The following is a 22,427-nucleotide window of genomic DNA, read 5'->3' on the forward strand; positions in this document are numbered from 1 at the left end:
GATTGTACAAAATCGCCTTCGTTTTGCGAGAACTGCAGCCGTTACCTATCAACGGGTGGTTGAAGTATCAGTTTTGTCCATAAAAAATTGTCTTTTTCGGGTAAAACCGATAGGTTTTTCCGAAAGGTGGAAAACACCGGGGGCAGTGAGAAAGCAGATGCGACAGGCAAAAACACGTGTTTTGCGAACAAAAATACCCTCACGTCTAAAGGGAAAGCGAGATGGCCTATTTTTCTTATGGGGAGAGATTGAGCGCGCGCGTTTAAATGCCGAAGGCGGTAATCCATCTGATGCAAAAGCCTCGGAAGAGGCGGGTGCAACCATGAACAGAGCGTCAAATGGATCTGGGCTGATGCCGGTAGACGAGTTTATCTTCTACTGAAGCGGTTTGCTTGACTGACCCAGCCCGAACTATTCCTTTTCGAAGAAAAGGATCACTTCGCCTAACCGAAGGCCATATCGCGATACGTAAGCGCGGTTGAGTAGGCGATCATCATCCAGAAGCCACATCCAGTCGTCAAAGTTTACGCGCATTGTACCCTCTTTGATCGGCAGATCGATCTTGTATTTCCAGTTGAAGGTGTCGCCCCGCTCGATTCCGCTGGCGGTACCCAGCACACCCGGAGCCGTGCCGGTCCATGTATCTTCTCCGGTCTTGGTCAATGACCAGACACGTTGCTCGGTCGCGCCATCGTCGTAGACAAAATCTTCGACCAGCGTCAGCGTTTTCCCATCCCAGGTGCCATCGATGTCGACTGTAAACCTGCGTGGAATATTCCCTAGCACATCCTGAAACTGACCATAAGCCACTGTTTTGCCTTCGAAGAATTCCTCGAGATTCAGCTTGCGATCTGAGAGAAACGTTTTTGAAACCCGTGGTTTGCTGGAACACGCCGCCAGCAGCGCAAGGCTTGCGACGGCAATGAATGCGATAAGTGACCGCGCAAAGATCATTGCAACGGTTTTCGTTCTGAAACCGCGTCGTACCGGTTGGCGCCATTCATATGGATCGGCTTTGATTTGGGGGCCGGGCGCATCGTGGCAACCAGTTCAGCAACCTTGATGCCATATTTGCGCATCTCGGACCGGTTCATGATGACGCCGTGCTCTGTCAGATACATCCAATCCGTAACATCCAGTGTGTGCCCACCGGCGTCTTGTGGCAGAATAATACTGTAGGTCAGTTTGACCGTCGCGCCGGATATCGTGCCCTGGCCTTCGCCAACGATATCGTCCGCTTTTGCAGTAAACGTATTGCCGGTGCCCAGCGTCAGATACCACTTGCGGTTCATCTGCTTCCCATTTGAATACGCAAAAGATTCAGAAAGTGTGCCGGAGTTCCCAGCCCATTCACCGATCATGCGAGCCACAAAGCTGTTCGACATCTTGCCATTGGGGCCATAGATCAGCCCTTCGGATAGGATTTCCCCGTTCAGGTGTTCTTTGAGCGAAAAGACTGGTCCGGTTCCGGCATAGTCTAACGGGGATTGCGCCCGGAAGCTCAGCAATCGTGCGCGGACAAATATGGCGATCAGCAGGGCCAGTAGGATGATGGTGACAGCATTCATTTGCTCGTGACCTCGGTTGGTAGAGTCAGAACCATCCCAAACGCCCCAAGTTTCAGAAGGCAGGGCAGCACGGCGTAGGCAAGATTGAGTGTATCGAGCGCTTGGGCAGAATTGGTTTGACCGGGTGTGAAGCCGCTGCGTTCCAACAGTGGAAGAGTGAAAAAGGCCGCCAGGGCGAGACCCAGCTTGCCGGCGAAGGACCAGATTCCAAACGCGGACGACGCGTTCAGCCCGGCTCGGGTCAGAACGACCGAGAACATGGCCGGCAACACGACCATATCCGCGCCCAGAGCAGCGCCCGAGGTGAGACAGATCATTGCAAAGCCCGCCAGGTTTCCGGCGCTCAGTGTGGCGGCGCCAATAAAACCCGCGATGGAGAGAGGCATCGCAATAATCAGTGTCTGTTTCGAGCCAATTCGATTGCTCAGCTTTGCCCAAAGCGGCACGCTTGCGCCCGCGCTTAGGAAGAACAGGATCAACAAGAGCCCGGCTTTGCCCGGCAATTGCAGACGGTCTTCCACAAAGAACAGAAACAGGGTGGAGGTGATGGCCACGGGCAGGCTGTTGACCAATGCCAACGCCAGAAGACGCAGGCCGCCAGCCTGAGCCAAACCTGCAAATGACAAGCCTGTTCCGGTAATCGGTGCCCGTCGCCAGATCGGAATGGTCAACAGAAGAGTCGCGACCGACAACAAACCCAGAAACAGACCAAATGCGGGATAGCCTTGGGCATGCGCTCCGGCCGCAACAAAAAAGGCCGGGGCACTTGCCGCAACGATTACGCCCGTTAGTTGCCCACCTTCCCGATAGGCGGCCAACGTCATCAGCTCCTTCGCATCTGTGCGTTTCGCCAGAGTCGCACTGCGCCCGTAGAGCAGGATAGTTCCGAGGCTATAGGCCGAAAACAACAGGATCAGAACAACAGCCAACGCCAGCACACTTGCGCCTTGTTGCAGGCTGAACAGCACCGGGAATCCGATGGCAAGACCCAATGCCGCCATTGATGCAAAGACAAGCTGGCCGCCGGGCCATCTGTCTATCGCCCAGCCGATCAGCGGGTCCTGTATCAGATCCACCAATCGAATCGCCAGCAATACGGCACCGATCACTCCTAGGCCGATGCCCAGATTCACCGCCGCAAACCGCGGCAAGTGAATGTAAAGCGGGATACCCGCCGCAGCGAGCATCAGCGCATATAGACTGACCCGAGGATAGAGCATCATTTTCCCTGAAGCTTTTGCGTGAACGACGCGGACCGCGTGTTGTCACCAAGGAATACCGACATGAAACTGCGTTTAATGCCCGGATACGCCATTGTGCACGTCTTTCGACCGTTCAGCCAGAAACTGACCTTGTCAGGCCCGTCAGATACTGCAAGGAAACTATCGCCTTTGGTCACGGCCTTAAAACAAACGTCCAGTTGATCCCCAACCGGAGCAGGGCGACCGATACGTTTCATCTCGTCAAGGGTCGAGTTGACCAGCGCTTTCTTCTTGATGCTTTTGCGGTAGGTCAGCTGCAGGCCAAAATCCTCGCCCCAATTGAACGAAGCACCGTTGGATGTGTAAAGCATGGCGTCGTAGATCGGAAAGCCAAGATAGCGGAAGGTTGCGGTGCCACGCAGTTGTGCGCTGTTCAACTCTTCCGCCACGGGTGACGCAATCAATCCGGTGGGGGTCAGCAAGGAAAGGCTCAACAACGCCGCGCGCCACATCCCGTTATTCGGCGGCAACAGAGATGGCCGGGTCTTGTCCAGGAATGGCATTGTCAGCTCCGATGGTTTGCGGGGTGCCATTTATCCGCTCGACGACATGCATCGCGCTGGCTATCCCGTCTTCGTGAAACCCGTGCCGGTTATACGCGCCGGCAAACCAGGTTCGGTTCTGTCCCTGCATCTCGCGAATTTGTCCTTGAGCCTTAAGGGCAGCTTTGTCGAATACCGGATGGGCGAATTCGACCTGATCATAGATTTTATCTGCGGAAATCTCTGTGGAGGCGTTCAGCGTCACAAAAAGCGGGTCGCTGTCTGGAATATTCTGAAGGCGGTTCATCCAATACGTGACGCCTACATCTCCGGCATGCGAGCGATAAGTCCAGCTGGACCAGCAGGCGTGTCGCTTTGGCATCTGGCCGGGATCGCAGTGCAATGTAGCGGTGTTTGGCTGATAGCGGATCGATCCCAGCGCAGCGATTTCCGCAGGTGTCGCATCCTCGCCCAAAATGGTCAGGGACTGGTCTGAATGGGTTGCCAAAATTATTTCGTCAAAGCGATCCACCAGACCCTGACTGCGGACTGTAACGCCGTCTTCATCCCGCGCGACCTGCTGCACAGGGCTGTCGAGGCGAATTTCAGACCCGCGCGCCCGTAGGGCTGCATCGATCCGACGGACATATTCGATACTTCCGCCTTTGACTGTGTACCATTGGTGTTGTTTGGCGCGACCGCTGGCCAGCAATGCGTGATTTCGGAAGAACTGCACCAGCGAACGTGCAGGGAACTGGTCGACGAATTCAACCGGCGTTGACCAGATCGCACCGCACATGGGCATCAAATAATTATACCGGAACCAGTGACCCAGACGTAGTTGCTCCACCAACTCGCCAATCGTCGTGTCATCGTCTTTGGCAGCCTCGGGGGCTTCTTTGCCAAAGCGCAGGATATCAGCGATCATCTTATAGTATGCCGGTCGCGCCAGATTACGCTTTTGCGCCGTCAATGTGCGCAGGTTGTTCAGCCCATATTCGATACGGCCATTGTCGATCGTTGCACCAAAGCTCATCTCGCTTTTGGTCACGGGAACATTGAGCTCGCCGAAAAGCCGGGTTAGGTAAGGGTAAGTCTCATAGTTGAAAACGATGAAGCCTGTATCGACCGGTTGATCGCGGTTTTTCCCTGCTATGACCGTGCGGGCGTGACCACCCAGTCGCGGTTCTGCCTCGTAAATGGTCACGTCGTTGTTTTCTGACAGATAGTAAGCGGCGGAAAGACCCGAAATGCCTGCACCTACAATCGCGATTTTCTTTCGGACACCCCGGGTTTCGTCGAACATTCCAGCCTCGTTATGTGACGTTTTACAATAAGATACGCAGGGTAGGCGCAGGTGGATCAATCCGATTAGATATTTTTAACAGATGCACTACCATGTGACTTCCTGTTACAGCTTTCGTGATTTGCTAGCCGTTTGATCCAACGCGGATGCGGGGCCGTATTATTGTGAAACACGAATGAAACGGCTTACACATGAGCAGCTTTGACCGAAAAACTTTTTGGATCATCGGCGCAAGCGAAGGTTTGGGTCGCGCTTTGGCTGAAGCACTCAGCCGACAGGGTGCCCAACTGATCCTGTCTGCACGCAACATCGAGCGATTATCCGAGGTTTGTTCTGAACTTCCGAATGCGCGTGCGATCCAGTGCGATGTAACCGATTTAGACTCTGTTCGTGGCGCTGCTGCTGAGGCAGGCCGGGTCGACGGGTTGATTTATAATGCCGGTGCTTATGACCCCATGCGTTCAGCTGAGTGGGATACCGAGGCGTCGCTCAGGATGAGCGATGTGAACTATCTGGGTGCGTTGCGGGTTCTGGGTGAAATCGTTCCGGGTTTCGTCCAGGAAGGTCAGGGAGAGATTACACTGATCGGGTCGCTGGCCGGGTATCATGGGCTGCCTGCGGCCATCGGGTACGGGGCCAGCAAGGCCGCGTTGATTTCACTGGCCGAGACGATGCGGCACGATCTGACGGGCACCGGCGTGACGGTGCGCATTGTGAATCCCGGCTTCATCAAAACCCGACTGACGGAAAAGAACAGTTTCAAGATGCCCATGCTGATGACGCCCGAAGATGCGGCAGACCGTGTGGTCAAGGCGATGTCACGCCGTCGCTTCCGCACAGATTTTCCGGCCCCGTTTTCCTGGTTGATCCGCCTGATCGATTATTTACCTGATCTGCTTGTCTATCGCGGAAAGTAGACCCTAACCAAACTGTCCGTGGCAGAACCAGCCAGCCGACATGGTGCCGCCGTGGCCATAGAACAGCCACAGTCGCTCGCCTTGCTGCGTCACCACCACCCAGTAGTCGCGCACGCCGCTGCGCCAATTGGGATCGTCCAGCCACCATTCCGGCGCGATCCGTTCCGGGCCGGTGGCTTGCGCCAGTTGCCAGTCCCGTCCACGCCAGCGAAAGGCGCTGGGCATGTCGGGGGTTTCCGGGGCCATCACCGGCTCGGGTTGCCACATAAGTAAGGGTCGGGGGCGCGGTGGGGCGGACCAGTTGCGCGCGGGATCCGACCACGCAGCCGCCAGCGTCTGGGCCGTTTTCTCGGGGATGTGCGAGGCCGCAGGATGGTGTCGAGTGATCGTCTCAAGCCCCACCCGTGCGCCCAGTTTACCGATCAAATCCTCAACACCAGTATTGCCGTCCAGCCGGTTGCGGGCCACGCGGCGCGCCTCGGCATGGCCCGCGATGGTGCGGGCGTGGATGGGCTCGGTCTGGATCGCCTCAAGCCGTAGCATATCGATGCCATAACCCGCGTCGATCTTATCGATTTTCATCTCTAATAAAGGGCGAATGCGATGTTTATCGAATGTCGGGCGGGCAAGGCCGACCTCGATAACCTCAGCCGCCTGATCGGCGCGGTGCGCCTCAAGTCGCAGGGTGCGGACCCCGCGCCCTTTTTCTTCCAGCTTCTTGCAAAGCGTGGGCAAAACCCGGTCGATTGCGGCCATCACGTCCTCGATCAAACCAATCGGATTGGGCAAAGTCATCCGCACCGCAAAGTGATGTGGCGGACGCGCGGGCGAGACTGGCTCGGGCGCGCTGCCCATGGCCTGATCCAGACGCAACACCAGCCCGCGCCCGAACCGCCGCGCCAAACTGGCCCGCGGCTGGCCCAGAAGATCGCCGATCCGGCGCAGGCCCAGACGGTTCAGCTGAACGACAACCTGATCTTCCAACCGCAGCGCCGCGATGGGCAGGGGGCTGAGCGCGCCATAGGATTGTCCCGGCGGCGCGATCCGCGCACCTCCACCCAAGGCCATCACCTGTGGTGCAGCCCCGCCTTTGGTCCAGTGCCGCCGTTTACCCGCCCGGGCGCGGGTGGCGCGAGCTTCTTGGCTGATGGCATCGCCATTGCGGTCGGATGTGGCCTCTTGCCCCGCATAGCGGGCCAAAGCCCAGGCTGCGCCCAGCGTGTCGGCAATGCCCATCTGCACGCTGAGGCTCATATCGGTACAGTCGGTCTCAATGACGCTCAGCAGTGCTTCTTCGCCTCCGAACAGATGAGTACAGCCCGACAAGTCAACGATCAGCCCGTCCGGGGTCTCTTCAGCCACCCATGGGCTGAACTTGCCTGCCCAACGGCGCAATGCGGTCAGAAACGCGGCCTCGGCCGGGGCGTTGCCGGGACGGGTGATCAGGGCCGCACACATGGCATGGGCGTCACGCACCGGTTGCCCCACACGCAGACCAGCGTCCTGAGCCTCGGTATTCAATGAGGTGACGACCTGCATGTTCGATTGTTCGGTCACCACGGCCAAAGGTCCGGAATGCAGGCCCCGCGCGGCGCGGATCATCCGTTCAGCCCCCAGACGGGGGAACCAGAGTGAAAGTATTCGGCGTTTGGGCATCAGCAGACATCACGATGTTCTCATTTTGTTCTTAAGTGAGAATCGGTGCCTGAGTCGAGTCCGTCCTTATCCGCAGGTCAGCCGCTGGATGACCCCGGCACCATTTACGTACACGTTCAGCCGGTCGATGCGGTAATCTTGCGTCGCGATGTCATCTGGCCCCAGCACGCGCGACCGTTCGGGCAAGTTCGCCTGAATGGTCGAAACCGGCTGGCCAACGGTATCGGCAAAATCTTCGCCCTGACAAAAGGCCAGATCGACCGGGTCGGGCTCAGGCGACAGCGCGGCGCCTTCGGGGGTGGGCGGTGTCTCAGCACAGGCCGCCAAAAGGACCAAAATCGGACTAAATCGACGCATTGGCGTTCCTCATTCTGACAATGTCGTTTCTGCAATATCAAATAATTAGCCAACCTGCCATGAAAGCGCAGTTGAAAACACCCTGTATTTGACGCAGGGTCGGGCAAAAGTGACAGGGAGACAAACACCATGCGTACCCGTGCCGCCGTCGCCGTTCAGGCGGGCAAACCTTTGGAAGTGATGGATGTGAACCTCGAGGGCCCCAAAGCGGGTGAGGTTCTGGTCGAGATCAAGGCCACCGGCATCTGCCATACCGACGAATTCACCCTGTCGGGGGCCGATCCCGAAGGCCTGTTCCCGGCCATTCTGGGCCACGAAGGCGCAGGCGTGGTGGTCGAGGTCGGGCCGGGCGTGACCAGCCTGAAACCAGGCGATCACGTGATCCCGCTTTACACTCCGGAATGCCGTGAATGCGAATATTGCTTGCACCCCAAGACCAACCTGTGTCAGGCGATCCGCACCACCCAGGGCCAGGGCCTGATGCCCGACGGCACCTCGCGCTTTTCGACCTTGGATGGCGATCCGATCCTGCACTACATGGGCTGCTCGACCTTCGCCAACCACACGGTTCTGCCCGAGATTGCGCTGGCCAAGGTGCGCGAAGACGCGCCGTTCGACAAAATCTGCTACATTGGTTGCGGAGTGACCACAGGTATCGGCGCGGTGATCAACACCGCCAAGGTGGAAATCGGCAGCCGTGCCATCGTGTTCGGTCTAGGCGGTATCGGCCTGAACGTGATCCAGGGTCTGCGTCTGGCCGGGGCCGATCAGATTGTGGGCGTCGACCTCAACCCGTCAAAGGTCGAGATGGCCACGAAATTCGGCATGACCGATTTCGTCAACCCGTCCGAAGTTGAGGGCGATCTGGTCCCTTATCTGGTCAACCTGACCAAGGGCGGCGCGGATTATACCTTTGATGCCACCGGCAATGTCGGCGTGATGCGCGCGGCACTGGAATCGGCACACAAGGGCTGGGGGGAATCGATCATCATCGGCGTGGCGCCTGCGGGGGCCGAAATCTCGACCCGTCCGTTCCAGCTTGTGACCGGACGTTCATGGCGCGGTACCGCGTTCGGCGGCGCGCGTGGCCGGACTGATGTGCCCAAGATCGTCGATTGGTATATGGACGGCAAAATCGAGATCGATCCAATGATCACCCACACCATGGGCCTGGACGACATCAACCATGGGTTTGACCTGATGCATAAAGGCGAGAGCATTCGGTCAGTGGTCGTTTACTAGTGTCAGAGGCCTTCGTCGCTCAAACTAGTTCCGAACTCTATGAAATACTAAGGACATGGGGGGCTTCGGCTCCCCCTCGTTTGGAGCGAAGAGGACGGCAGAAGGAGCTCGAAAGATTTTGTCTTCGGCTCCTCCTGGACTTTCAGAACCAAAGCGGTCAACTCAAATTTCCGCTGGAAGTTGTGGAATGTGAGAACCCGGATTTCATTCTGACCGGTCAGGGAATCAACAGTGGTATTGAGGTTGTCGAAGCTTGCGATCCTCGCGAGCAAGCAGAGTGGACGCGTTTCGCAAAAAATGTACAAGCTTCAGAAGAGCCAATCAGCCGTGACATAGGCTTGATGGACCCACAAAGAAAACCCAAGTTTCGAAATCTGGTTCAAAGAGCAATCTTTTCAAAAGCTAAGAAATCGAGTTCAGACGTAGATCAACTCCTCATCTACTCAAATACGGATTTAGACAACTTTGAAGATCTTGAGTGGAAGTTATCCGCATTGGAGGCGTGCGAAAATCCGGGGTCAAAGTTCTCTAAGATTTGGATCATAAGCGGCAGAGATGTTTTCTGCTTAGCATCATGAGCCCGGCCGTGTCGCACCTGTATCCGACCTCGGCGACCGCACGCGCAGAACCGGAGTGTTGACCGACGTCGTATTCGCCCGGCTTTCGCGCCAGACAACGTAGACACCCGAAGCGATGATGATGCTGGCCCCTACGGCCACCCAGCCGCCTGGCCGTTCGCCAAAGAAGATCATGCCGAACAGTGTCGCCCAGATGATCTGGCTGTACTGGCTGGGAGCAATAACACCGGCAGGTGCTGCCCGGTAAGCCAGAATGATCAAGTGCTGGGCGATCACCGAGAACACCCCAACCAGCGCCATCATCGCCAGATGCAGCAGAGATGGGGGCTGATATACGGCGGGTTGGGCAAGGCTCATCACAGCAATGGCCAGCAGCATCGGGTACAGGATCAGCACGGCTGAGCGTTCCTCGTTTCCGATTTTGCGCACCAGAACCGAGGCAAAGGCGCTGCAGAAGGCGGCTGTCAGGGCGGCCAGATGGCCAAGCGTGATATCCGTTGCGCCGGGACGCAAAACGATCAGGACGCCGATCAGGCCGACGCCGACCGCAGCCCAGCGCTGGGCGCGGACCACCTCACCCAGTATCGGGATCGACAAAACGGTGACGATCAATGGGAAAGAAAACAGCAGCGAATAGACCTCGGCCAGTGGCATGACGGAAAATGCATAAAACGCGCAGGACATGGCCGTAACCATCAGGCCCGAGCGAAGCAGCACCAGCCAGGGGTGATGAGGCAGGAAGTTCCCGGTCGTACGGTCTGTCAGAATCGTGACGGCCATAGGCACAAAGGAAAACAATGTGGCGAAGAAGATGATCTGCAGTACCGAATAGGTACCACCTAGCACTTTGATCAAGGCATCGTGGCTGGCAAAGACTGCAAAGCCAAGAAATGCATAGCCAAGCCCCCTTAGGGTGGTGTTTTGAGCGCTCATCGGTCTGGCCCCGGTTAATGTTGGTGTGGTGGCGATACGCCATAGCAGCGCGGGCAGAGTTCCCGGCTGTCTTTATTGCTGCTTAACCCTATTTTGAAGGCGCGAATAGCCTAAATTTTACCGCTAACATGTCAAAGCTGCCATGATTTGAGATCATCGCAGCATCGGTGGTGCGTCCTTGGGCTGGCGCGCGGATTGCACGCCCGCTTTCATTCCCACACCGATGCGGCGGGCCAGCGCCACCCACGGCGTGGCGGTTTCCGGCGGCAGCGTCTGGGTGGCGACCTCTTCGAACAGGTCCAGCCAGTGGGCGAAGAACTCTGGCCTCACGTCGGGCCGTTCGATATGGACCCGCTGCGGATTGCCGTCATAGCTGCGCTCATACAGAATGGCGTTGCGCCAGAAGGCGGCGATTTTATCCTCATGCGCGGGCCAGTTGTCGACGTGTTTGTTGAAGACCGGTCCCAGTACGGCGTCTTCGCGCACGCGAGCGTAGAACGCGCGGACCTGCGCGTTGATTTGCGCGTGCGTTGCGGGAAAGCGCGGGGGCAGGGTGGGTCTGGTCATGAGCGGCTCGATTTTGACTCTGTTCAGGGCAGATACCCGGTTCAGCCGTCAGGCAACAGGCGTGGTTTTGTCGCGCGGCTCGGGCGTCAGCAAATGCCGCAGCAGGGCCACCGGATGCGCCCGCAGGCTGAGGCGGGTGGCGACGTAATCCTCGACCACCTGCTCGCCCAGCGTCATCTGCGGCAGATGGGCTTCGGGCTCGTCCAGCGCCTCACCCTCCAGATCTTGCGAGAACAGCGGCAAGGGTTTCGCGGTGGCAATCGCCTTGGCCTGCCATAACGCCTCGCGCCGGGTCAGATCGCAGGCGGCAAAGGCATCGGCTTCGGCCAGACGTTCGATCACTGCAGGCCCCAGCCCCGCGCGCCGCCAGACGTCATCGACCTGATGGTAACCGTTGCCGCGCGCCGCCGTTAACCAACTGGCGTCTTCCTCGCTCAGCCCCTTGATCTGGCGGAACCCCAGCCGCAGGGCCAGCCCGCCGCGCCCGTCAGGTTCCATCACATTGTCCCAGAAGCTGGCATTGATGCAGACCGGGCGCACTTGCACGCCATGCTCGCGCGCATCGCGCACGATCTGGGCAGGCGCGTAGAACCCCATCGGCTGCGAGTTCAACAGCGCGCAGGCAAAGATGCCGGGGTGATGGCACTTGATCCAGGCCGAGGCATAGACCAGCAGCGCAAAACTGGCCGCGTGGCTTTCAGGGAAGCCATATGACCCGAACCCTTCGATCTGGGAAAAACAGCGCTCGGCAAAATCATCCTCATACCCGTTCTGTTTCATCCCGCGCAGGAACAGGGCACGAAACTCGCTGACATTGCCATGCTTTTTGAACGTTGCCAGAGATCGCCGCAGCCGGTCGGCCTGTTCCGGTGTAAAGCCCGCGCCAACGATGGCGATCTGCATCGCCTGTTCCTGAAACAGCGGCACCCCCAGCGTTTTGCCCAAGACCTCGCCCAGTGCGTCCGAGGGGAAGCTGACATCCTCTTCGCCATTGCGCCGCCGGATGTAAGGATGAACCATATCGCCCTGAATGGGGCCGGGGCGGATGATGGCGACCTCGATCACCAGATCATAGAAATTGCGCGGCCGCATTCGGGGGAGAAAGTTCATCTGCGCACGTGATTCCACCTGAAACACGCCGATACTGTCCGCCTTACAGAGCATGTCATAAACCACCGGGTCCTCGGGCGGCAGGGTCGCCAGCGTATAGCTGGTCTGATGATGCTGCCCGATCAGATCGAACGCTTTGCGGATGCAGGTGAGCATCCCGAGGCTTAGGACATCGACCTTCAGGATGCCCAGACTGTCGATATCATCCTTGTCCCAGCAGATCACCGTGCGGCCCTCCATAGTGGCGTTTTCGATGGGGACCAGTTCGTCAAGCCGCCCCTCGGTTATGATGAAGCCGCCCACGTGCTGGGACAGATGGCGGGGGAAGCCGTTGATCTGATGCACCAGTGTTAGAGTCTGTTTCAAGCGGCGGTCTTGGGGATCGAGGCCGATTTCACGCATCCGTTGCGCTTCTAGCCCATCGGCCGAGAAGAAACCCCAAAGCTGGGAGGAGAGGCCTGCAATCGTATCCTCGCTCAGGCCCATCGCCCGGCCCACTTCGCGAATGGCGCGCTTGCCGCGATAATGCACGACCGTGGCGCAAAGGCCGGCGCGGTGGCGGCCGTAGCGGTCATAGATGTGCTGGATCACCTCTTCGCGGCGTTCGTGTTCGAAATCGACGTCGATATCGGGCGGCTCATCGCGGGCTTCCGAGACGAAGCGTTCAAACACCATGGTGCCCAGTTCGGGGCTGACCTCGGTGATGCCAAGGCAGAAGCAGACCACCGAATTGGCGGCTGAGCCGCGCCCCTGACACAGGATATCGCGCGAGCGGGCGAATTTGACGATATCGCGGACGGTCAGGAAATAGGGTTCGTATTTCAGCTTGCCGATAAGCGTAAGCTCATGCGCCAGCATCTGTTTCGCCTTATCTGACGCGCCTGCCGGATAACGCCATTTTAGTCCTTCATGGGCCAGACGATGCAGGCGCTCGGTCGGGGTTTCCTGTTCGCTGCCTTCGTTGGGATATTCATAGCGCAGTTCATTGAGCGAGAATTGGAGCCGTTCGCTGAGGTCATGAGCGCGGGCGACGGCCCCTTCATGACCTTTGAAGAGACGCAACATTTCAGCTTCGGACCGCAGGCGCTGCTCGCCATTGGCCAGCGCGTCGCGGCCCAGCTCATCCACTTTGCGGCGCAGGCGGATGGCGGTCAGCACGTCGGCCAGCTTACGGCGGGTGCCGTGATGTATCATCGGCGCGGCGCTGGCGAGGGTGGGGATGTTAAGATGCTGTGATTCAGTCTCTAATTTGTGGAAATACGCGCTGTCTGTCCCATCATACCGGGGGTGCATCAACAGATGCATCCGCCCGGCAAAGCGGCGCGTCAACTGGTGCGCCTGTGTCCGCCAAGGGTTCGCGCCGCCCTGCGCCCGTGTCGCCTGTGGCCAAAGCAGCAGATGGAGACCGTCGGAAAATTCCAGCAGGTCCGAGAGATGCAGGATGCAGTCGCCCTTTTCAGCGCGCAGGCGGCCCCGGGACAGGATACGGCACAGGTTGGCCCAGCCCTGCCGGTTCAGGGGCAGGGCGGAGACGGTGGGTGCGTCGGTAAAGACCAGTCGCGCCGCCGGGATCAGGCGCGGCACCGCATGGACAGGGTACGAAGGCGGCTTGGGGATGTGATCGGGGCAAGGCGGGCCGATGAGGGTATTCTGCGCCTCCCACACCTGCCGTTCACGCACCTTGCGGGCGATCTCGCGCCCCTGGGTGTGGGCGCGGACGATCCCGGCGACCGAGTTGTCATCGGCAATCGCGATGGCGGGCAGGCCCAGGGTGACGGCGCGCTCCATATACTCCTCGGGGTGCGAGGCCCCGGTGAGGAAGGTGAAGTTCGATGTGATCGACAATTCGGCATACATGGCGAATCCATATTATATTCACGTTTTGTTCTTTTTCGAGTCCTTTGCGCAGGAAACGGGTCGCCTGGGTCTGGGTCGCCGGGCAGTGTTGCGAAAAAGGAGGCCTGAGATGTTCAAGATCACTGCACTGTCAACCGACGACGTACGCGCCCTGCAAGCGGGTGGGCCAGATGCTTACGGAGCCGTGCCGGAGCGCACTGTTTCGACCGGCGCGGGAAATCCCTGCCGCCATTGTCTGCAGAATATCCCGGAAGGCGAAGAGATGCTGATACTGGCACATCGCCCTTTTTCAGAGACACATCCTTATGCCGAAACAGGGCCGATTTTCCTGTGTGCTGCCCCGTGTGAGCGGTATGAGGGCGCCGAGTTGCCCGAGATTTTGACCACCTCCCCCGACTATCTGATCAAAGGCTATGGGGTGGATGACCGCATCGCCTATGGCACCGGGGCGATTACGCCCACGGATCAGATCGGCACGGCGGTGAAGGACATCTTTGCCCGCCCGGACATCGCCTATATCCACGTGCGATCCGCCCGCAACAATTGCTATCAGGCGCGGATCGACCGGGCTTAAAGCTTGACCCGGTGCATGCCCCGGCGCGGCTGATCCTGATCGTCCGCCGGGGTGTCATCCGCGCGGGATGAGGTCAGGGCGAGGAACACATCCTCAAGATCGGCCTCCTCGGTCCGGACGTCGCGGATGCGGATGCCTACGGTCCGGACCGATTCCAAAACCTGCTCGGCGCTGGTCTGCGCGCTGCGATATTGCAGCACCAGACTGCCATCGTCACGCAACATGGCCTCGACCCCTTCGGTTGCGGGCAGATCGGAAACGGGGCTGTCAGGAACGATCACCATGGTGCGGCTGTCCATGCGGCCCAGCAGGTTGGCGGTGCTGTCCTGCGCGATCTTTTCGCCATGGTTGATGATGGCGATCTGGTCGCACATTTCCTGTGCTTCTTCCAGATAATGGGTTGTCAGAATGATGGTAATGCCCTGTTCGTTCAGCTTGCGCACATTGGCCCAGAGCATCTGGCGCAGTTCGATATCGACGCCCGCTGTCGGTTCGTCCAGCACCAGAACCTTGGGATGATGCACCAGCGCCTTGGCCAGCAGCAAACGCCGCCGCATGCCGCCGGACAGGGTGCGGGCATAGGCCTCGGCCTTGTCGCTGAGGCCCACCAGTTCCAGAATCTCATCGCTGCGACGCTGGGCTTTGGGCATGCCATACAGGCCCGCCTGAACCTCGAGCGCGCCGCGCGGGGTGAAGAAGGGATCCAGGTTCAGTTCCTGCGGCATCACGCCGATTGCGGCGCGGGACTGGCGCGGGTGCTGGTCCTGATCGAAGCCCCAGATCGACACGGCCCCGGTGGATTTCACCACCAGACCGGCCAGAATATTGATCAAGGTCGATTTCCCGGCCCCGTTCGGCCCCAGCAGTCCAAAGACCGAGCCGCGCGGCACGGTCAGATCGATGCCATTCAGCGCCTGCTTCTCAGGCTGACCCTTGCCACCGCGATAGGTCTTGCGCAGCCCTTCGATCCTGATTGCCGCATCGCTCATGTGGCTCTTGCCCCCGGTTTGCTCATCGCTCATAAACGCACCTAATACATGCCCGCGAGGCCGACAACCAAAGAAGGATCGCCAGCCGTGACCATCGAAGCGCCGGAAACCAAGATCGTCGAAACCGCCCGTGTCGCCTGTGACGGCGGCGAAGGCGCATTGGGCCATCCGCGCGTCTGGCTGCAAATCCCTGAGGACACAGGTTGGGTCGAGTGTCCCTATTGCGACTGCAAGTATGTTCTGAAGGGCACAGAGCAGGGCTGATTGCCTTCTCAATCAGGTTTCGCCCAAATTTCACCGCGATTTTGATGGAAGTGCTTTGGCGCAGCCATCCTAGGTGAGTGTGATGACCGACATTCCAGTCACAGACAATGCTAACCCGGTTTTCGGTTGGGTCGGGTTTTGCATCGCTTCTTTAGCGTTATTTGCCGCTTTGCTTGCATTTTGGGCGGGCCCGTTTGCACCTCAGCAATCCACGGGCGTGTCGCTGGGTGAACTGGCTGCCGAGATTGGCAAATCGACGCTTCGGGCCGCGGCAGGTATGGAGCAACCCGCGCCTGTTGCCCACGCCCGTGATCTGGATGATTTCCTGCGGATCGGTGTCGCCATGATGGGCGGGCTGGCCATCGTCATCTCGGTCATTGGAATCCTGCGTCACGAAAAGCGGCGTCCGGCCGTTGCCGGAATGGTCATTGGCACGGGTGCGATACTGTTCCAGTTCTTCGCTTTTGCGTTTTTCGCTTTCCTCGGTGTGCTGGTCATTATGGCATTTCTACATAGTTTCTCAGACTTCTTTACCGGTCTATTTGGTGGTTAACTGAGATGGGCCTGCCGCCTATGAACAGTCTCTAACTAACAGGTTTTGAGGCGGTTTTGCACATTTCCGTGGTGTTAATATCGCCATATTCATTGCGCAGAAACTGTTCGACATTAAAGCCGGTCCATACGCGGAACGGTTCTCCATCGCTCAGAACACCGAGCCCGGTTGCGGTACCGGTCTCTGGATGTTGATAGGTGAAAAAGGCCCGCCCTGTGAGGGCATTGTCACAAGTTATATTGGCTTCACCCAAACCGAATGATCCTTTCGATAGCCATTCGCCGAAACATGCAAAGTTAGCACTGCTTTGACCTGCAAAAGTCCCTGAACTCCATCCAATGGCCCGGCCAATGAAATAGATGCCGTCTTGGCCCAGACAAGCAAGGATCGGTACGCAATTCGCACTGTTTGATTGGTCGGGTACACAATCTGTTGGCAGTTTGGGGCCGGAATATGCCGGTGCGGCTACAACAATGATTGCGGTCACAAGCGGGATCGCAGATAAAAAGCGCTGAATGAACATGATCAGCACTTTAAGGGGCGCGACACCATGAGCAAGAGTGAATTCGGTAAAGGGTGTCACTTGCATCTGATCGACGGGTCGGCCTTTATTTTCCGAGCTTATCACGCATTGCCGCCTTTGACGCGCAAGACGGATGGTTTGCCGATTGGGGCCGTGTCCGGCTTTTGCAACATGCTGCAGAAATATGTCGAGGATAATGCCGGACCGGATGCGCCGACCCATGTGGCGGTGATCTTTGACAAGGGCTCGCACACCTTCCGCAACGATCTGTATGATCTGTACAAGGCCAATCGCGAGGCGATGCCCGAGGATCTGCGCCCGCAGATGCCGCTGACGCGCGAGGCGACCAAGGCGTTCAACATCGCCTGCAAGGAACTGGAAGGCTATGAGGCCGACGACATCATCGCCACTCTCGCTGTGCAAGCGCGCGAGGCGGGCGGGCGTGTGACTATTGTGAGTTCCGACAAGGATCTGATGCAGTTGGTCGGCGGCGGTGTAGAAATGCTGGATGCGATGAAAAACAAGCGCATCGACCGGGATGGGGTAATTGAGAAATTTGGTGTTGGCCCCGAGCGCGTTGTAGATGTGCAGGCGCTGGCTGGGGATTCCGTGGACAACGTGCCCGGCGCTCCGGGCATCGGGATCAAGACGGCGGCCCTTTTGATCAATGAATACGGTGATCTGGAAACGTTGCTGGACCGTGCGGAAGAGATCAAGCAACCCAAACGCCGCCAAACCCTGATTGAAAAGCGTGACCAGATCGAGTTGTCGAAGAAGCTGGTCCAACTGGACGAGAGCACGCCGCTGGACTTCACTTTGGACGATCTGGAAGTGAAGGACCCCGATCCCGAAACCTTGCTGGGTTTTCTGGCGGATATGGAGTTCCGCACTCTGACCAAGCGGATCGCCGAAAAGCTGGGGGCCGAGGCTCCGGTGATCGCCGATGCGCCCGCGCTTGTCGAGGAAGCGCAGGCCGAGGAAATCCCATTCGACGCGGCGAACTATGAATGCGTGCGAGATGCCGCCGCGTTGCAGAAGTGGATCGACCAGGCCTATGAGCGCGGCTGGGTCGCGGTGGACACCGAGACCACCGGTCTGAATGAAATGATCGCCGATCTGGTCGGGATTTCGCTGTGCGTTGAGCCGGGTGAAGCCTGCTATATCCCGCTGATCCATCGTGAAAGCGCGACGGATGATCTGTTTGGAACCGATGCGCTGGCCGAAGGGCAGATCCCGCTGGATGAAGCTCTGACATTGTTGAAACCGATGTTCGAGGACCCGTCGATCCTGAAGATCGGACAGAACATGAAATACGATGCCAAGATGTTTAAGCGCTATGGTGTGGATGTGGCTCCGGTCGACGACACGATGCTGATGTCCTATGCCATGCACGGCGGCGAGCATGGGCACGGGATGGACACACTGTCCGAGCGATATCTGAGCCATACACCGATCCCGATCAAACCACTGTTGGGCGCGGGCAAGTCTGCGATTACTTTTGACAAGGTACCGATTGATGAGGCCACAGCCTATGCGGCCGAGGATGCGGACATAACGCTGCGCCTTTGGAAACTGTTCAAACCGCAATTGCATCAGGTGCAGGTGACGACGGTCTATGAGACGCTTGAACGACCTCTGGTTCCGGTTTTGACCGAGATGGAGATGCATGGCATTAAGGTCGACCGTGATGTGTTATCGCGCATGTCCAACGCCTTTGCACAAAAAATGGCTGGGTTAGAGGCTGAAATCCACGAATTGGCCGATGAGAATTTCAACGTCGGCTCGCCCGCCCAGTTGGGCGAGATCCTGTTCGACAAAATGGGTCTGGAAGGCGGCAAGAAGGGTAAAACCGGAAAGTACTCGACCGGCGCGGATATTCTTGAGGACCTTGCGACCGAGCATGAATTGCCGCGCCGGGTGCTGGACTGGCGGCAGCTGTCCAAGCTGAAATCTACCTACACGGACGCGCTGCAGACCCATATCAACCTCGATACAGGCCGGGTGCATACGTCTTATTCGATCACGGGTGCGAACACAGGGCGTCTGGCCTCGACCGACCCGAACCTGCAGAACATTCCGGTGCGCACCGAGGAAGGCCGCCGCATCCGCGAAGCGTTTATCGCTGAGCCGGGCAATGTACTCGTCAGCCTCGACTACAGCCAGATCGAGTTGCGAATTCTGGCCCATATCGCCGGGATTGACACCTTGAAGCAGGCATTCTCGGACGGGCTGGATATTCACGCAATGACGGCGTCCGAGATGTTCGATGTGCCGCTGGACGAGATGACGCCGGACATCCGGCGGCAGGCCAAGGCGATCAACTTTGGTGTGATCTACGGTATTTCGGGCTTTGGTCTGGCACGGAACCTACGCATTCCGCGGGCCGAAGCGCAGGGCTTTATCGACCGCTATTTTGAACGCTTCCCGGGTATTCGCAGATACATGGACGACACGGTCGCCTTTGCCAAAGAGCATGGTTATGTACAAACCCTGTTCGGGCGCAAGATTCACACGCCCGAGATCAATGCAAAGGGTCCGCATGCCGGATTCTCACGCCGGGCGGCGATCAACGCTCCGATTCAGGGTACGGCGGCGGATGTGATCCGGCGGGCGATGGTGCGGATGCCGGATGCGATCAACGGGTTGCCTGCCAAAATGCTGTTGCAGGTGCATGACGAATTACTGTTCGAAGTGGCCGAAGACGCAGTGGACCAGCTTGTTGGTGTTGCACGCGACGTAATGGAGGGTGCCTCGGACCCGGCGGTGAAACTGGATGTGAAGCTGGTTGTGGATGCCGGGCAAGGCGCGAACTGGGCCGAAGCGCACTAGCAACGCTGCTCATCAGGCCCAACGGGCCCTCTTCGCAGCGGGTCAGTCCCGAGGCCTGACCCATCCCTCAACCATACGTTTGACCGAAGGGCCAAGGGTCAGGATGACAGTGAAGGCGATGGGCCAGCAAAAGGCCCAGGACGCCATCCAGTCACCAAGCGTGCCGGGACCGAACCCCACTGCCTTGACCGTGGCGATGCCGGTGACGATGCAGGACATCAGACCGGACATGATCAGGCCAAAGACGGCATGGGCAAAGCGGGCAGGGATCATTTCGGATATCCTTGAAGGCGCGTTTTCCAAGATGTGCGTCATTTGGGCGGCGAATTCCAGCCCGGGGATCAGTCGCTAAAGCTGCATCCATGCCAAAGTCGCAGCCGTTCGCGTGATTGAAGGCGTGTATTCAGCACTGACCCAACCGGTATAGCCGGCGTCGTCCATCGCCGCGAACAGGGTCGCGAAATCCGTGGGCCCGCGCCCTGGTTCAGATCGGTCCGGGGCGGCCCCAATCTGGGCGTGAATTACCTTTGGGTGAAATCGCGCCCAGACGGCCAGCGCGTCACCGTGGATCATATGCGCGTGAAAACTGTCATATTGCAGACCGACATTCGGGCGGTCCACGCGGCTCAGCACCTCGGCCGCCAGATCATAGTCGTTCAGGAAATACCCGGGCTGGGATATCGGGTTGAGCGGTTCGATCGTAAACACTTGCTGCGGCGCGAAATCGGCGGCCCATTGCAGATTGCGCACGAAGCTGTCCATGGCAGCCGCCCCGTCAGCGTATCCCGACATGATATGGATAAGGCCGGGCCGAAGCACATCGGCATAACGCAAAACGCGTCGGATATCGGATTGAAACCGCGCCTTACCGCCCGGGACGGCGGCATAACCCGGTGTACCGCCAGTATAGTTTGGCAGGGGTGCGTTGATCAGCACCAACTCCAACCCGTTTGCCAGCAAGGCACGGCGAGTCTCTGTCGCGGCGATGTCATAGGGAAATAATACCTCGACGGCGGTGAATCCTGCATCGGCGGCGGCTTGAAACCGGTCGAGATAGGGCAGTTCGTTAAAGAGCAGCGAGAGGTTGGCGGCAAATCGGGGCATGAGTGGTCTGCGGTAATGACAATGCGACCCTAACGGGCATGTGAAACGCTGGGAAGAGACCGAAAACGACAATCTGTCGAAAATCGACCAGATCACGCCCATCAAATCGAAGAGCTTCTGGTGGTAACAGCGAATCATTTCTCGCGCTACATCAACAGAAGGTTTGAACCCAATGGCCATGAGCCCGGACCCGGCACGCCGGGCATCACGCTCTTTGTCTGCTGGCCGCCAGTCGGCCCTGTCCGGCAATGGATTGGCGGTGGCGTCGATGATAACCTGGGCCGCGGGTTTCCCGGCCGCTGAGATTTTGTTGCTAAGCTGGCCCCCTGTGGCCGTGTTGACGGCGCGTCTGGCATTGGCAGTGGCTGTGATGGCACCGATCTGGTTCATCCTCGACGGACCCGGCCGCGTGCTGAAGGCCAGGTGGGGTCGGGCGATGGTGATTGGCGGATTGGGCTTTGGGATCAGCATGTTCCTTATGATCCTTGCACAAAAGCTGACAGATCCGGTGACCGTCGCCATTATCGCATCCTGCGCGCCGCTGATGGCCACACTGCTGGAGCTTGCTGCAGGCACACGGCGGCTGACGTGGAGCTTTGCTCTGGGCGTTGGCGTGTCGATTGTGGGTGGTTTGATAGCAACCAGCGCTGGCGCGCCCGCGCAGTTGGGGTTAGGCGCGGTTTTCGCGATCACCTCGATTGCGCTGTTTTGCTGGGCGAGCATGGCAACGGCGCGGGATTTCCCCGAGCTCAGTCCGATTGGTCGCACCACGATCACCTTTACTGGTGGTCTATTGATGGCAGGCGTTCTGAGCTTTGGTGCTGCACAGATGGGTATGGGTGTACTGCCGCGTGCGACCATTGATGGTCAACAAATCGGGATGCTCGCGATCTACGCGCTGGTTGCCATGGGCCTCAGCCAGGTTTTGTTCATCACCTCGGTCGGCAAGCTGGGCGTGGCATTGGCCTCGTTTCACATCAACATCGCGCCATTCTATGTGATGCTGATCATGCTGATGCTGGGGGATGAGTGGAACTGGACCCGCGCGCTGGGCGCGGGGGTGGTTGCTCTGGCTGTCGTGTTGGCGCAGGATCGAGCGCCCGGATCAGCCCAGGGATCAGCTAAGCTCGGCTGAGGGGATCAGCGCAAAGAACTGACCGCCAGACCACACGCCGAACCAATCATCATGGTGGGTGCCAATATCGACGAGGCGATAGAAGCTTTTGCGATCTATGCGCGCTTCGAGGTTGGCGCGGATCAATATGTAGGGTGAGGGTTCATCCGTTTCGGGGTCGATGACAATCCTGATTGGATGATCAGCTCCGGCAACGGCGCTGTCGCCGACATGGGTTGTGAATGTCAGGGACTGGGCCTTTCCATCTCCGTCCCGGTCGAAGTCCAGGGCCACAAACGGCACGTCCTCGACGGTGATTCCCACCTTTTCAACCGGCGTGACGAGGTAGTATTTTCCATCTTCTTTCTTAAGAATTGAGGAAAAAAGCCTCACCAGCTCGAAACGGTTGATGGGGGAACCTAAATAACTCCAGGTACCATCTTTTGCGATCCTGATGTCCAGATCGCCGCAAAACGGAGGATTCCAGAGGTGAACGGGCGGTAAACCCTTGGTTTTGGTCGCTTTGACCGAGGCCACCAGACTATCTGGCGACGGTTTCACAGGTTTTTGTCCGCTCATTGCTTTTGCCATTTCCTCTCAGCGCGATACACTTCAATCATATTCGTCCACGGAAGGGAAAGT

The 22,427-nt window shown here is 58.4% G+C and carries 24 protein-coding genes; 9 read left to right on the plus strand and 15 right to left on the minus strand.

Going from position 1 to position 22,427, the window contains the following annotated elements; all coding sequences use genetic code 11:
• Window positions 1-157 precede the first annotated feature (157 nt).
• The gene (locus Q0816_RS14050) at window positions 158-382 is read left to right on the plus strand and encodes a hypothetical protein (RefSeq protein WP_298851621.1); all 225 of its coding nucleotides are present in this window, start codon (window positions 158-160) and stop codon (window positions 380-382) included.
• Window positions 383-411: 29 nt separating this feature from the next.
• Here Q0816_RS14050 and Q0816_RS14055 read toward each other — a convergent pair whose 3' ends face one another.
• From Q0816_RS14055 to Q0816_RS14075, 5 genes are read right to left on the minus strand one after another with little or no spacing between them, the layout of a single operon-like run.
• On the minus strand, window positions 412-954 hold the full coding sequence (locus tag Q0816_RS14055) for a DUF3833 family protein (RefSeq protein ID WP_298851623.1): 543 nt from the start codon (window positions 952-954) through the stop codon (window positions 412-414).
• On the minus strand, window positions 951-1,568 hold the full coding sequence (locus Q0816_RS14060; protein ID WP_298851625.1) for a DUF3833 domain-containing protein: 618 nt from the start codon (window positions 1,566-1,568) through the stop codon (window positions 951-953). The genes Q0816_RS14055 and Q0816_RS14060 overlap by 4 nt, the downstream gene beginning before the upstream one ends.
• Window positions 1,565-2,788: an MFS transporter gene (locus Q0816_RS14065; protein ID WP_298851933.1), complete on the minus strand. Its 1,224-nt coding sequence runs from the start codon at window positions 2,786-2,788 to the stop codon at window positions 1,565-1,567. Before Q0816_RS14065 ends, Q0816_RS14060 begins: the two co-directional genes overlap by 4 nt.
• Entirely contained in the window at window positions 2,788-3,333 is a 546-nt protein-coding gene (locus Q0816_RS14070; protein WP_298851627.1) for a hypothetical protein, read from the minus strand. Before Q0816_RS14070 ends, Q0816_RS14065 begins: the two co-directional genes overlap by 1 nt.
• Window positions 3,287-4,618 carry an NAD(P)/FAD-dependent oxidoreductase gene (locus tag Q0816_RS14075; protein WP_298851630.1) on the minus strand — a complete coding sequence of 444 codons (1,332 nt, stop codon included), beginning with the start codon at window positions 4,616-4,618 and terminating at the stop codon, window positions 3,287-3,289. Before Q0816_RS14075 ends, Q0816_RS14070 begins: the two co-directional genes overlap by 47 nt.
• 191 nt (window positions 4,619-4,809) lie before the next feature.
• Between Q0816_RS14075 and Q0816_RS14080 the strand changes: the two genes are divergently transcribed.
• Window positions 4,810-5,535 (plus strand): SDR family oxidoreductase, encoded by a 726-nt coding sequence (locus tag Q0816_RS14080; protein ID WP_298851632.1) that lies wholly within the window; start codon window positions 4,810-4,812, stop codon window positions 5,533-5,535.
• Window positions 5,536-5,538: 3 nt separating this feature from the next.
• Here the strand turns inward: Q0816_RS14080 and Q0816_RS14085 are convergent, their stop codons facing one another.
• Window positions 5,539-7,191 (minus strand): DUF6504 family protein, encoded by a 1,653-nt coding sequence (locus Q0816_RS14085; protein ID WP_298851634.1) that lies wholly within the window; start codon window positions 7,189-7,191, stop codon window positions 5,539-5,541.
• Window positions 7,192-7,257: 66 nt separating this feature from the next.
• Window positions 7,258-7,548 (minus strand): I78 family peptidase inhibitor, encoded by a 291-nt coding sequence (locus Q0816_RS14090; RefSeq protein ID WP_298851636.1) that lies wholly within the window; start codon window positions 7,546-7,548, stop codon window positions 7,258-7,260.
• 129 nt (window positions 7,549-7,677) lie between these two features.
• On the opposite strand from Q0816_RS14090, the gene Q0816_RS14095 reads away from it, so the two are divergent.
• Together Q0816_RS14095 and Q0816_RS14100 are read left to right on the plus strand one after the other, a co-directional pair.
• Window positions 7,678-8,790 (plus strand): S-(hydroxymethyl)glutathione dehydrogenase/class III alcohol dehydrogenase, encoded by a 1,113-nt coding sequence (locus tag Q0816_RS14095; RefSeq protein ID WP_298851638.1) that lies wholly within the window; start codon window positions 7,678-7,680, stop codon window positions 8,788-8,790.
• 182 nt (window positions 8,791-8,972) lie between these two features.
• Window positions 8,973-9,368 carry a hypothetical protein gene (locus Q0816_RS14100; RefSeq protein WP_298851641.1) on the plus strand — a complete coding sequence of 132 codons (396 nt, stop codon included), beginning with the start codon at window positions 8,973-8,975 and terminating at the stop codon, window positions 9,366-9,368.
• Here Q0816_RS14100 and Q0816_RS14105 read toward each other — a convergent pair.
• The 3 genes from Q0816_RS14105 to Q0816_RS14115 form a co-directional block, all read right to left on the minus strand.
• Window positions 9,363-10,301: a DMT family transporter gene (locus tag Q0816_RS14105; protein WP_298851643.1), complete on the minus strand. Its 939-nt coding sequence runs from the start codon at window positions 10,299-10,301 to the stop codon at window positions 9,363-9,365. The two genes, Q0816_RS14100 and Q0816_RS14105, sit on opposite strands and share 6 nt — an antisense overlap.
• 153 nt (window positions 10,302-10,454) lie before the next feature.
• Window positions 10,455-10,868, minus strand: coding sequence for a group III truncated hemoglobin (locus tag Q0816_RS14110; RefSeq protein ID WP_298851645.1), 414 nt, complete (start codon window positions 10,866-10,868; stop codon window positions 10,455-10,457).
• 48 nt (window positions 10,869-10,916) lie between these two features.
• Window positions 10,917-13,835 (minus strand): error-prone DNA polymerase, encoded by a 2,919-nt coding sequence (locus Q0816_RS14115; protein ID WP_298851647.1) that lies wholly within the window; start codon window positions 13,833-13,835, stop codon window positions 10,917-10,919.
• A gap of 109 nt (window positions 13,836-13,944) precedes the next feature.
• Here Q0816_RS14115 and Q0816_RS14120 point away from each other — a divergent pair, with 109 nt between their 5' ends.
• Window positions 13,945-14,409: a DUF1203 domain-containing protein gene (locus tag Q0816_RS14120; protein ID WP_298851650.1), complete on the plus strand. Its 465-nt coding sequence runs from the start codon at window positions 13,945-13,947 to the stop codon at window positions 14,407-14,409.
• Here the strand turns inward: Q0816_RS14120 and Q0816_RS14125 are convergent.
• Window positions 14,406-15,398 (minus strand): ABC transporter ATP-binding protein, encoded by a 993-nt coding sequence (locus tag Q0816_RS14125; RefSeq protein WP_298851935.1) that lies wholly within the window; start codon window positions 15,396-15,398, stop codon window positions 14,406-14,408. The genes Q0816_RS14120 and Q0816_RS14125 overlap by 4 nt on opposite strands.
• An 87-nt stretch (window positions 15,399-15,485) precedes the next feature.
• On the opposite strand from Q0816_RS14125, the gene Q0816_RS14130 reads away from it, so the two are divergent.
• Window positions 15,486-15,662, plus strand: a complete 177-nt coding sequence (locus Q0816_RS14130; protein WP_170346779.1) for a zinc-finger domain-containing protein — start codon at window positions 15,486-15,488, stop codon at window positions 15,660-15,662.
• Window positions 15,663-15,744: 82 nt separating this feature from the next.
• Entirely contained in the window at window positions 15,745-16,215 is a 471-nt protein-coding gene (locus Q0816_RS14135) for a hypothetical protein (protein ID WP_298851662.1), read from the plus strand.
• A gap of 31 nt (window positions 16,216-16,246) precedes the next feature.
• Here Q0816_RS14135 and Q0816_RS14140 read toward each other — a convergent pair whose 3' ends face one another.
• Window positions 16,247-16,747, minus strand: a complete 501-nt coding sequence (locus Q0816_RS14140; RefSeq protein WP_298851664.1) for a hypothetical protein — start codon at window positions 16,745-16,747, stop codon at window positions 16,247-16,249.
• 18 nt (window positions 16,748-16,765) lie between these two features.
• Between Q0816_RS14140 and polA the strand changes: the two genes are divergently transcribed.
• The gene (polA, locus tag Q0816_RS14145; RefSeq protein ID WP_298851666.1) at window positions 16,766-19,567 is read left to right on the plus strand and encodes a DNA polymerase I; all 2,802 of its coding nucleotides are present in this window, start codon (window positions 16,766-16,768) and stop codon (window positions 19,565-19,567) included.
• 42 nt (window positions 19,568-19,609) lie between these two features.
• Here polA and Q0816_RS14150 read toward each other — a convergent pair whose 3' ends face one another.
• Window positions 19,610-19,840, minus strand: a complete 231-nt coding sequence (locus Q0816_RS14150) for a DUF2798 domain-containing protein (RefSeq protein WP_298851668.1) — start codon at window positions 19,838-19,840, stop codon at window positions 19,610-19,612.
• 75 nt (window positions 19,841-19,915) lie between these two features.
• Entirely contained in the window at window positions 19,916-20,671 is a 756-nt protein-coding gene (locus Q0816_RS14155; protein WP_298851670.1) for a TIM barrel protein, read from the minus strand.
• A gap of 172 nt (window positions 20,672-20,843) precedes the next feature.
• Between Q0816_RS14155 and Q0816_RS14160 the strand changes: the two genes are divergently transcribed.
• The gene (locus Q0816_RS14160; protein ID WP_298851672.1) at window positions 20,844-21,806 is read left to right on the plus strand and encodes a DMT family transporter; all 963 of its coding nucleotides are present in this window, start codon (window positions 20,844-20,846) and stop codon (window positions 21,804-21,806) included.
• Here Q0816_RS14160 and Q0816_RS14165 read toward each other — a convergent pair.
• Window positions 21,789-22,364, minus strand: a complete 576-nt coding sequence (locus Q0816_RS14165) for a DUF1285 domain-containing protein (RefSeq protein WP_298851675.1) — start codon at window positions 22,362-22,364, stop codon at window positions 21,789-21,791. The two genes, Q0816_RS14160 and Q0816_RS14165, sit on opposite strands and share 18 nt — an antisense overlap.
• Window positions 22,365-22,427 lie beyond the last annotated feature (63 nt).

This window comes from uncultured Ruegeria sp. (genome assembly GCF_947497005.1).
Lineage (GTDB): Bacteria > Pseudomonadota > Alphaproteobacteria > Rhodobacterales > Rhodobacteraceae > Ruegeria.

Bases quoted from the DNA above. Each gene is read 5' to 3' on its own strand.
- Q0816_RS14060 (WP_298851625.1), bottom strand. From the start codon at position 1,568: ATGAATGCTGTCACCATCATCCTACTGGCCCTGCTGATCGCCATATTT.
- polA (WP_298851666.1), top strand. From the start codon at position 16,766: ATGAGCAAGAGTGAATTCGGTAAAGGGTGTCACTTGCATCTGATCGAC.
- Q0816_RS14160 (WP_298851672.1), top strand. From the start codon at position 20,844: ATGGCCATGAGCCCGGACCCGGCACGCCGGGCATCACGCTCTTTGTCT.
- Q0816_RS14090 (WP_298851636.1), bottom strand. From the start codon at position 7,548: ATGCGTCGATTTAGTCCGATTTTGGTCCTTTTGGCGGCCTGTGCTGAG.
- Q0816_RS14115 (WP_298851647.1), bottom strand. From the start codon at position 13,835: ATGTATGCCGAATTGTCGATCACATCGAACTTCACCTTCCTCACCGGG.
- Q0816_RS14065 (WP_298851933.1), bottom strand. From the start codon at position 2,788: ATGCTCTATCCTCGGGTCAGTCTATATGCGCTGATGCTCGCTGCGGCG.
- Q0816_RS14135 (WP_298851662.1), top strand. From the start codon at position 15,745: ATGACCGACATTCCAGTCACAGACAATGCTAACCCGGTTTTCGGTTGG.
- Q0816_RS14150 (WP_298851668.1), bottom strand. From the start codon at position 19,840: ATGATCCCTGCCCGCTTTGCCCATGCCGTCTTTGGCCTGATCATGTCC.
- Q0816_RS14070 (WP_298851627.1), bottom strand. From the start codon at position 3,333: ATGCCATTCCTGGACAAGACCCGGCCATCTCTGTTGCCGCCGAATAAC.
- Q0816_RS14125 (WP_298851935.1), bottom strand. From the start codon at position 15,398: ATGAGCGATGCGGCAATCAGGATCGAAGGGCTGCGCAAGACCTATCGC.
- Q0816_RS14110 (WP_298851645.1), bottom strand. From the start codon at position 10,868: ATGACCAGACCCACCCTGCCCCCGCGCTTTCCCGCAACGCACGCGCAA.
- Q0816_RS14105 (WP_298851643.1), bottom strand. From the start codon at position 10,301: ATGAGCGCTCAAAACACCACCCTAAGGGGGCTTGGCTATGCATTTCTT.
- Q0816_RS14120 (WP_298851650.1), top strand. From the start codon at position 13,945: ATGTTCAAGATCACTGCACTGTCAACCGACGACGTACGCGCCCTGCAA.
- Q0816_RS14165 (WP_298851675.1), bottom strand. From the start codon at position 22,364: ATGAGCGGACAAAAACCTGTGAAACCGTCGCCAGATAGTCTGGTGGCC.
- Q0816_RS14085 (WP_298851634.1), bottom strand. From the start codon at position 7,191: ATGCCCAAACGCCGAATACTTTCACTCTGGTTCCCCCGTCTGGGGGCT.
- Q0816_RS14095 (WP_298851638.1), top strand. From the start codon at position 7,678: ATGCGTACCCGTGCCGCCGTCGCCGTTCAGGCGGGCAAACCTTTGGAA.
- Q0816_RS14050 (WP_298851621.1), top strand. From the start codon at position 158: ATGCGACAGGCAAAAACACGTGTTTTGCGAACAAAAATACCCTCACGT.
- Q0816_RS14155 (WP_298851670.1), bottom strand. From the start codon at position 20,671: ATGCCCCGATTTGCCGCCAACCTCTCGCTGCTCTTTAACGAACTGCCC.
- Q0816_RS14080 (WP_298851632.1), top strand. From the start codon at position 4,810: ATGAGCAGCTTTGACCGAAAAACTTTTTGGATCATCGGCGCAAGCGAA.
- Q0816_RS14055 (WP_298851623.1), bottom strand. From the start codon at position 954: ATGATCTTTGCGCGGTCACTTATCGCATTCATTGCCGTCGCAAGCCTT.
- Q0816_RS14075 (WP_298851630.1), bottom strand. From the start codon at position 4,618: ATGTTCGACGAAACCCGGGGTGTCCGAAAGAAAATCGCGATTGTAGGT.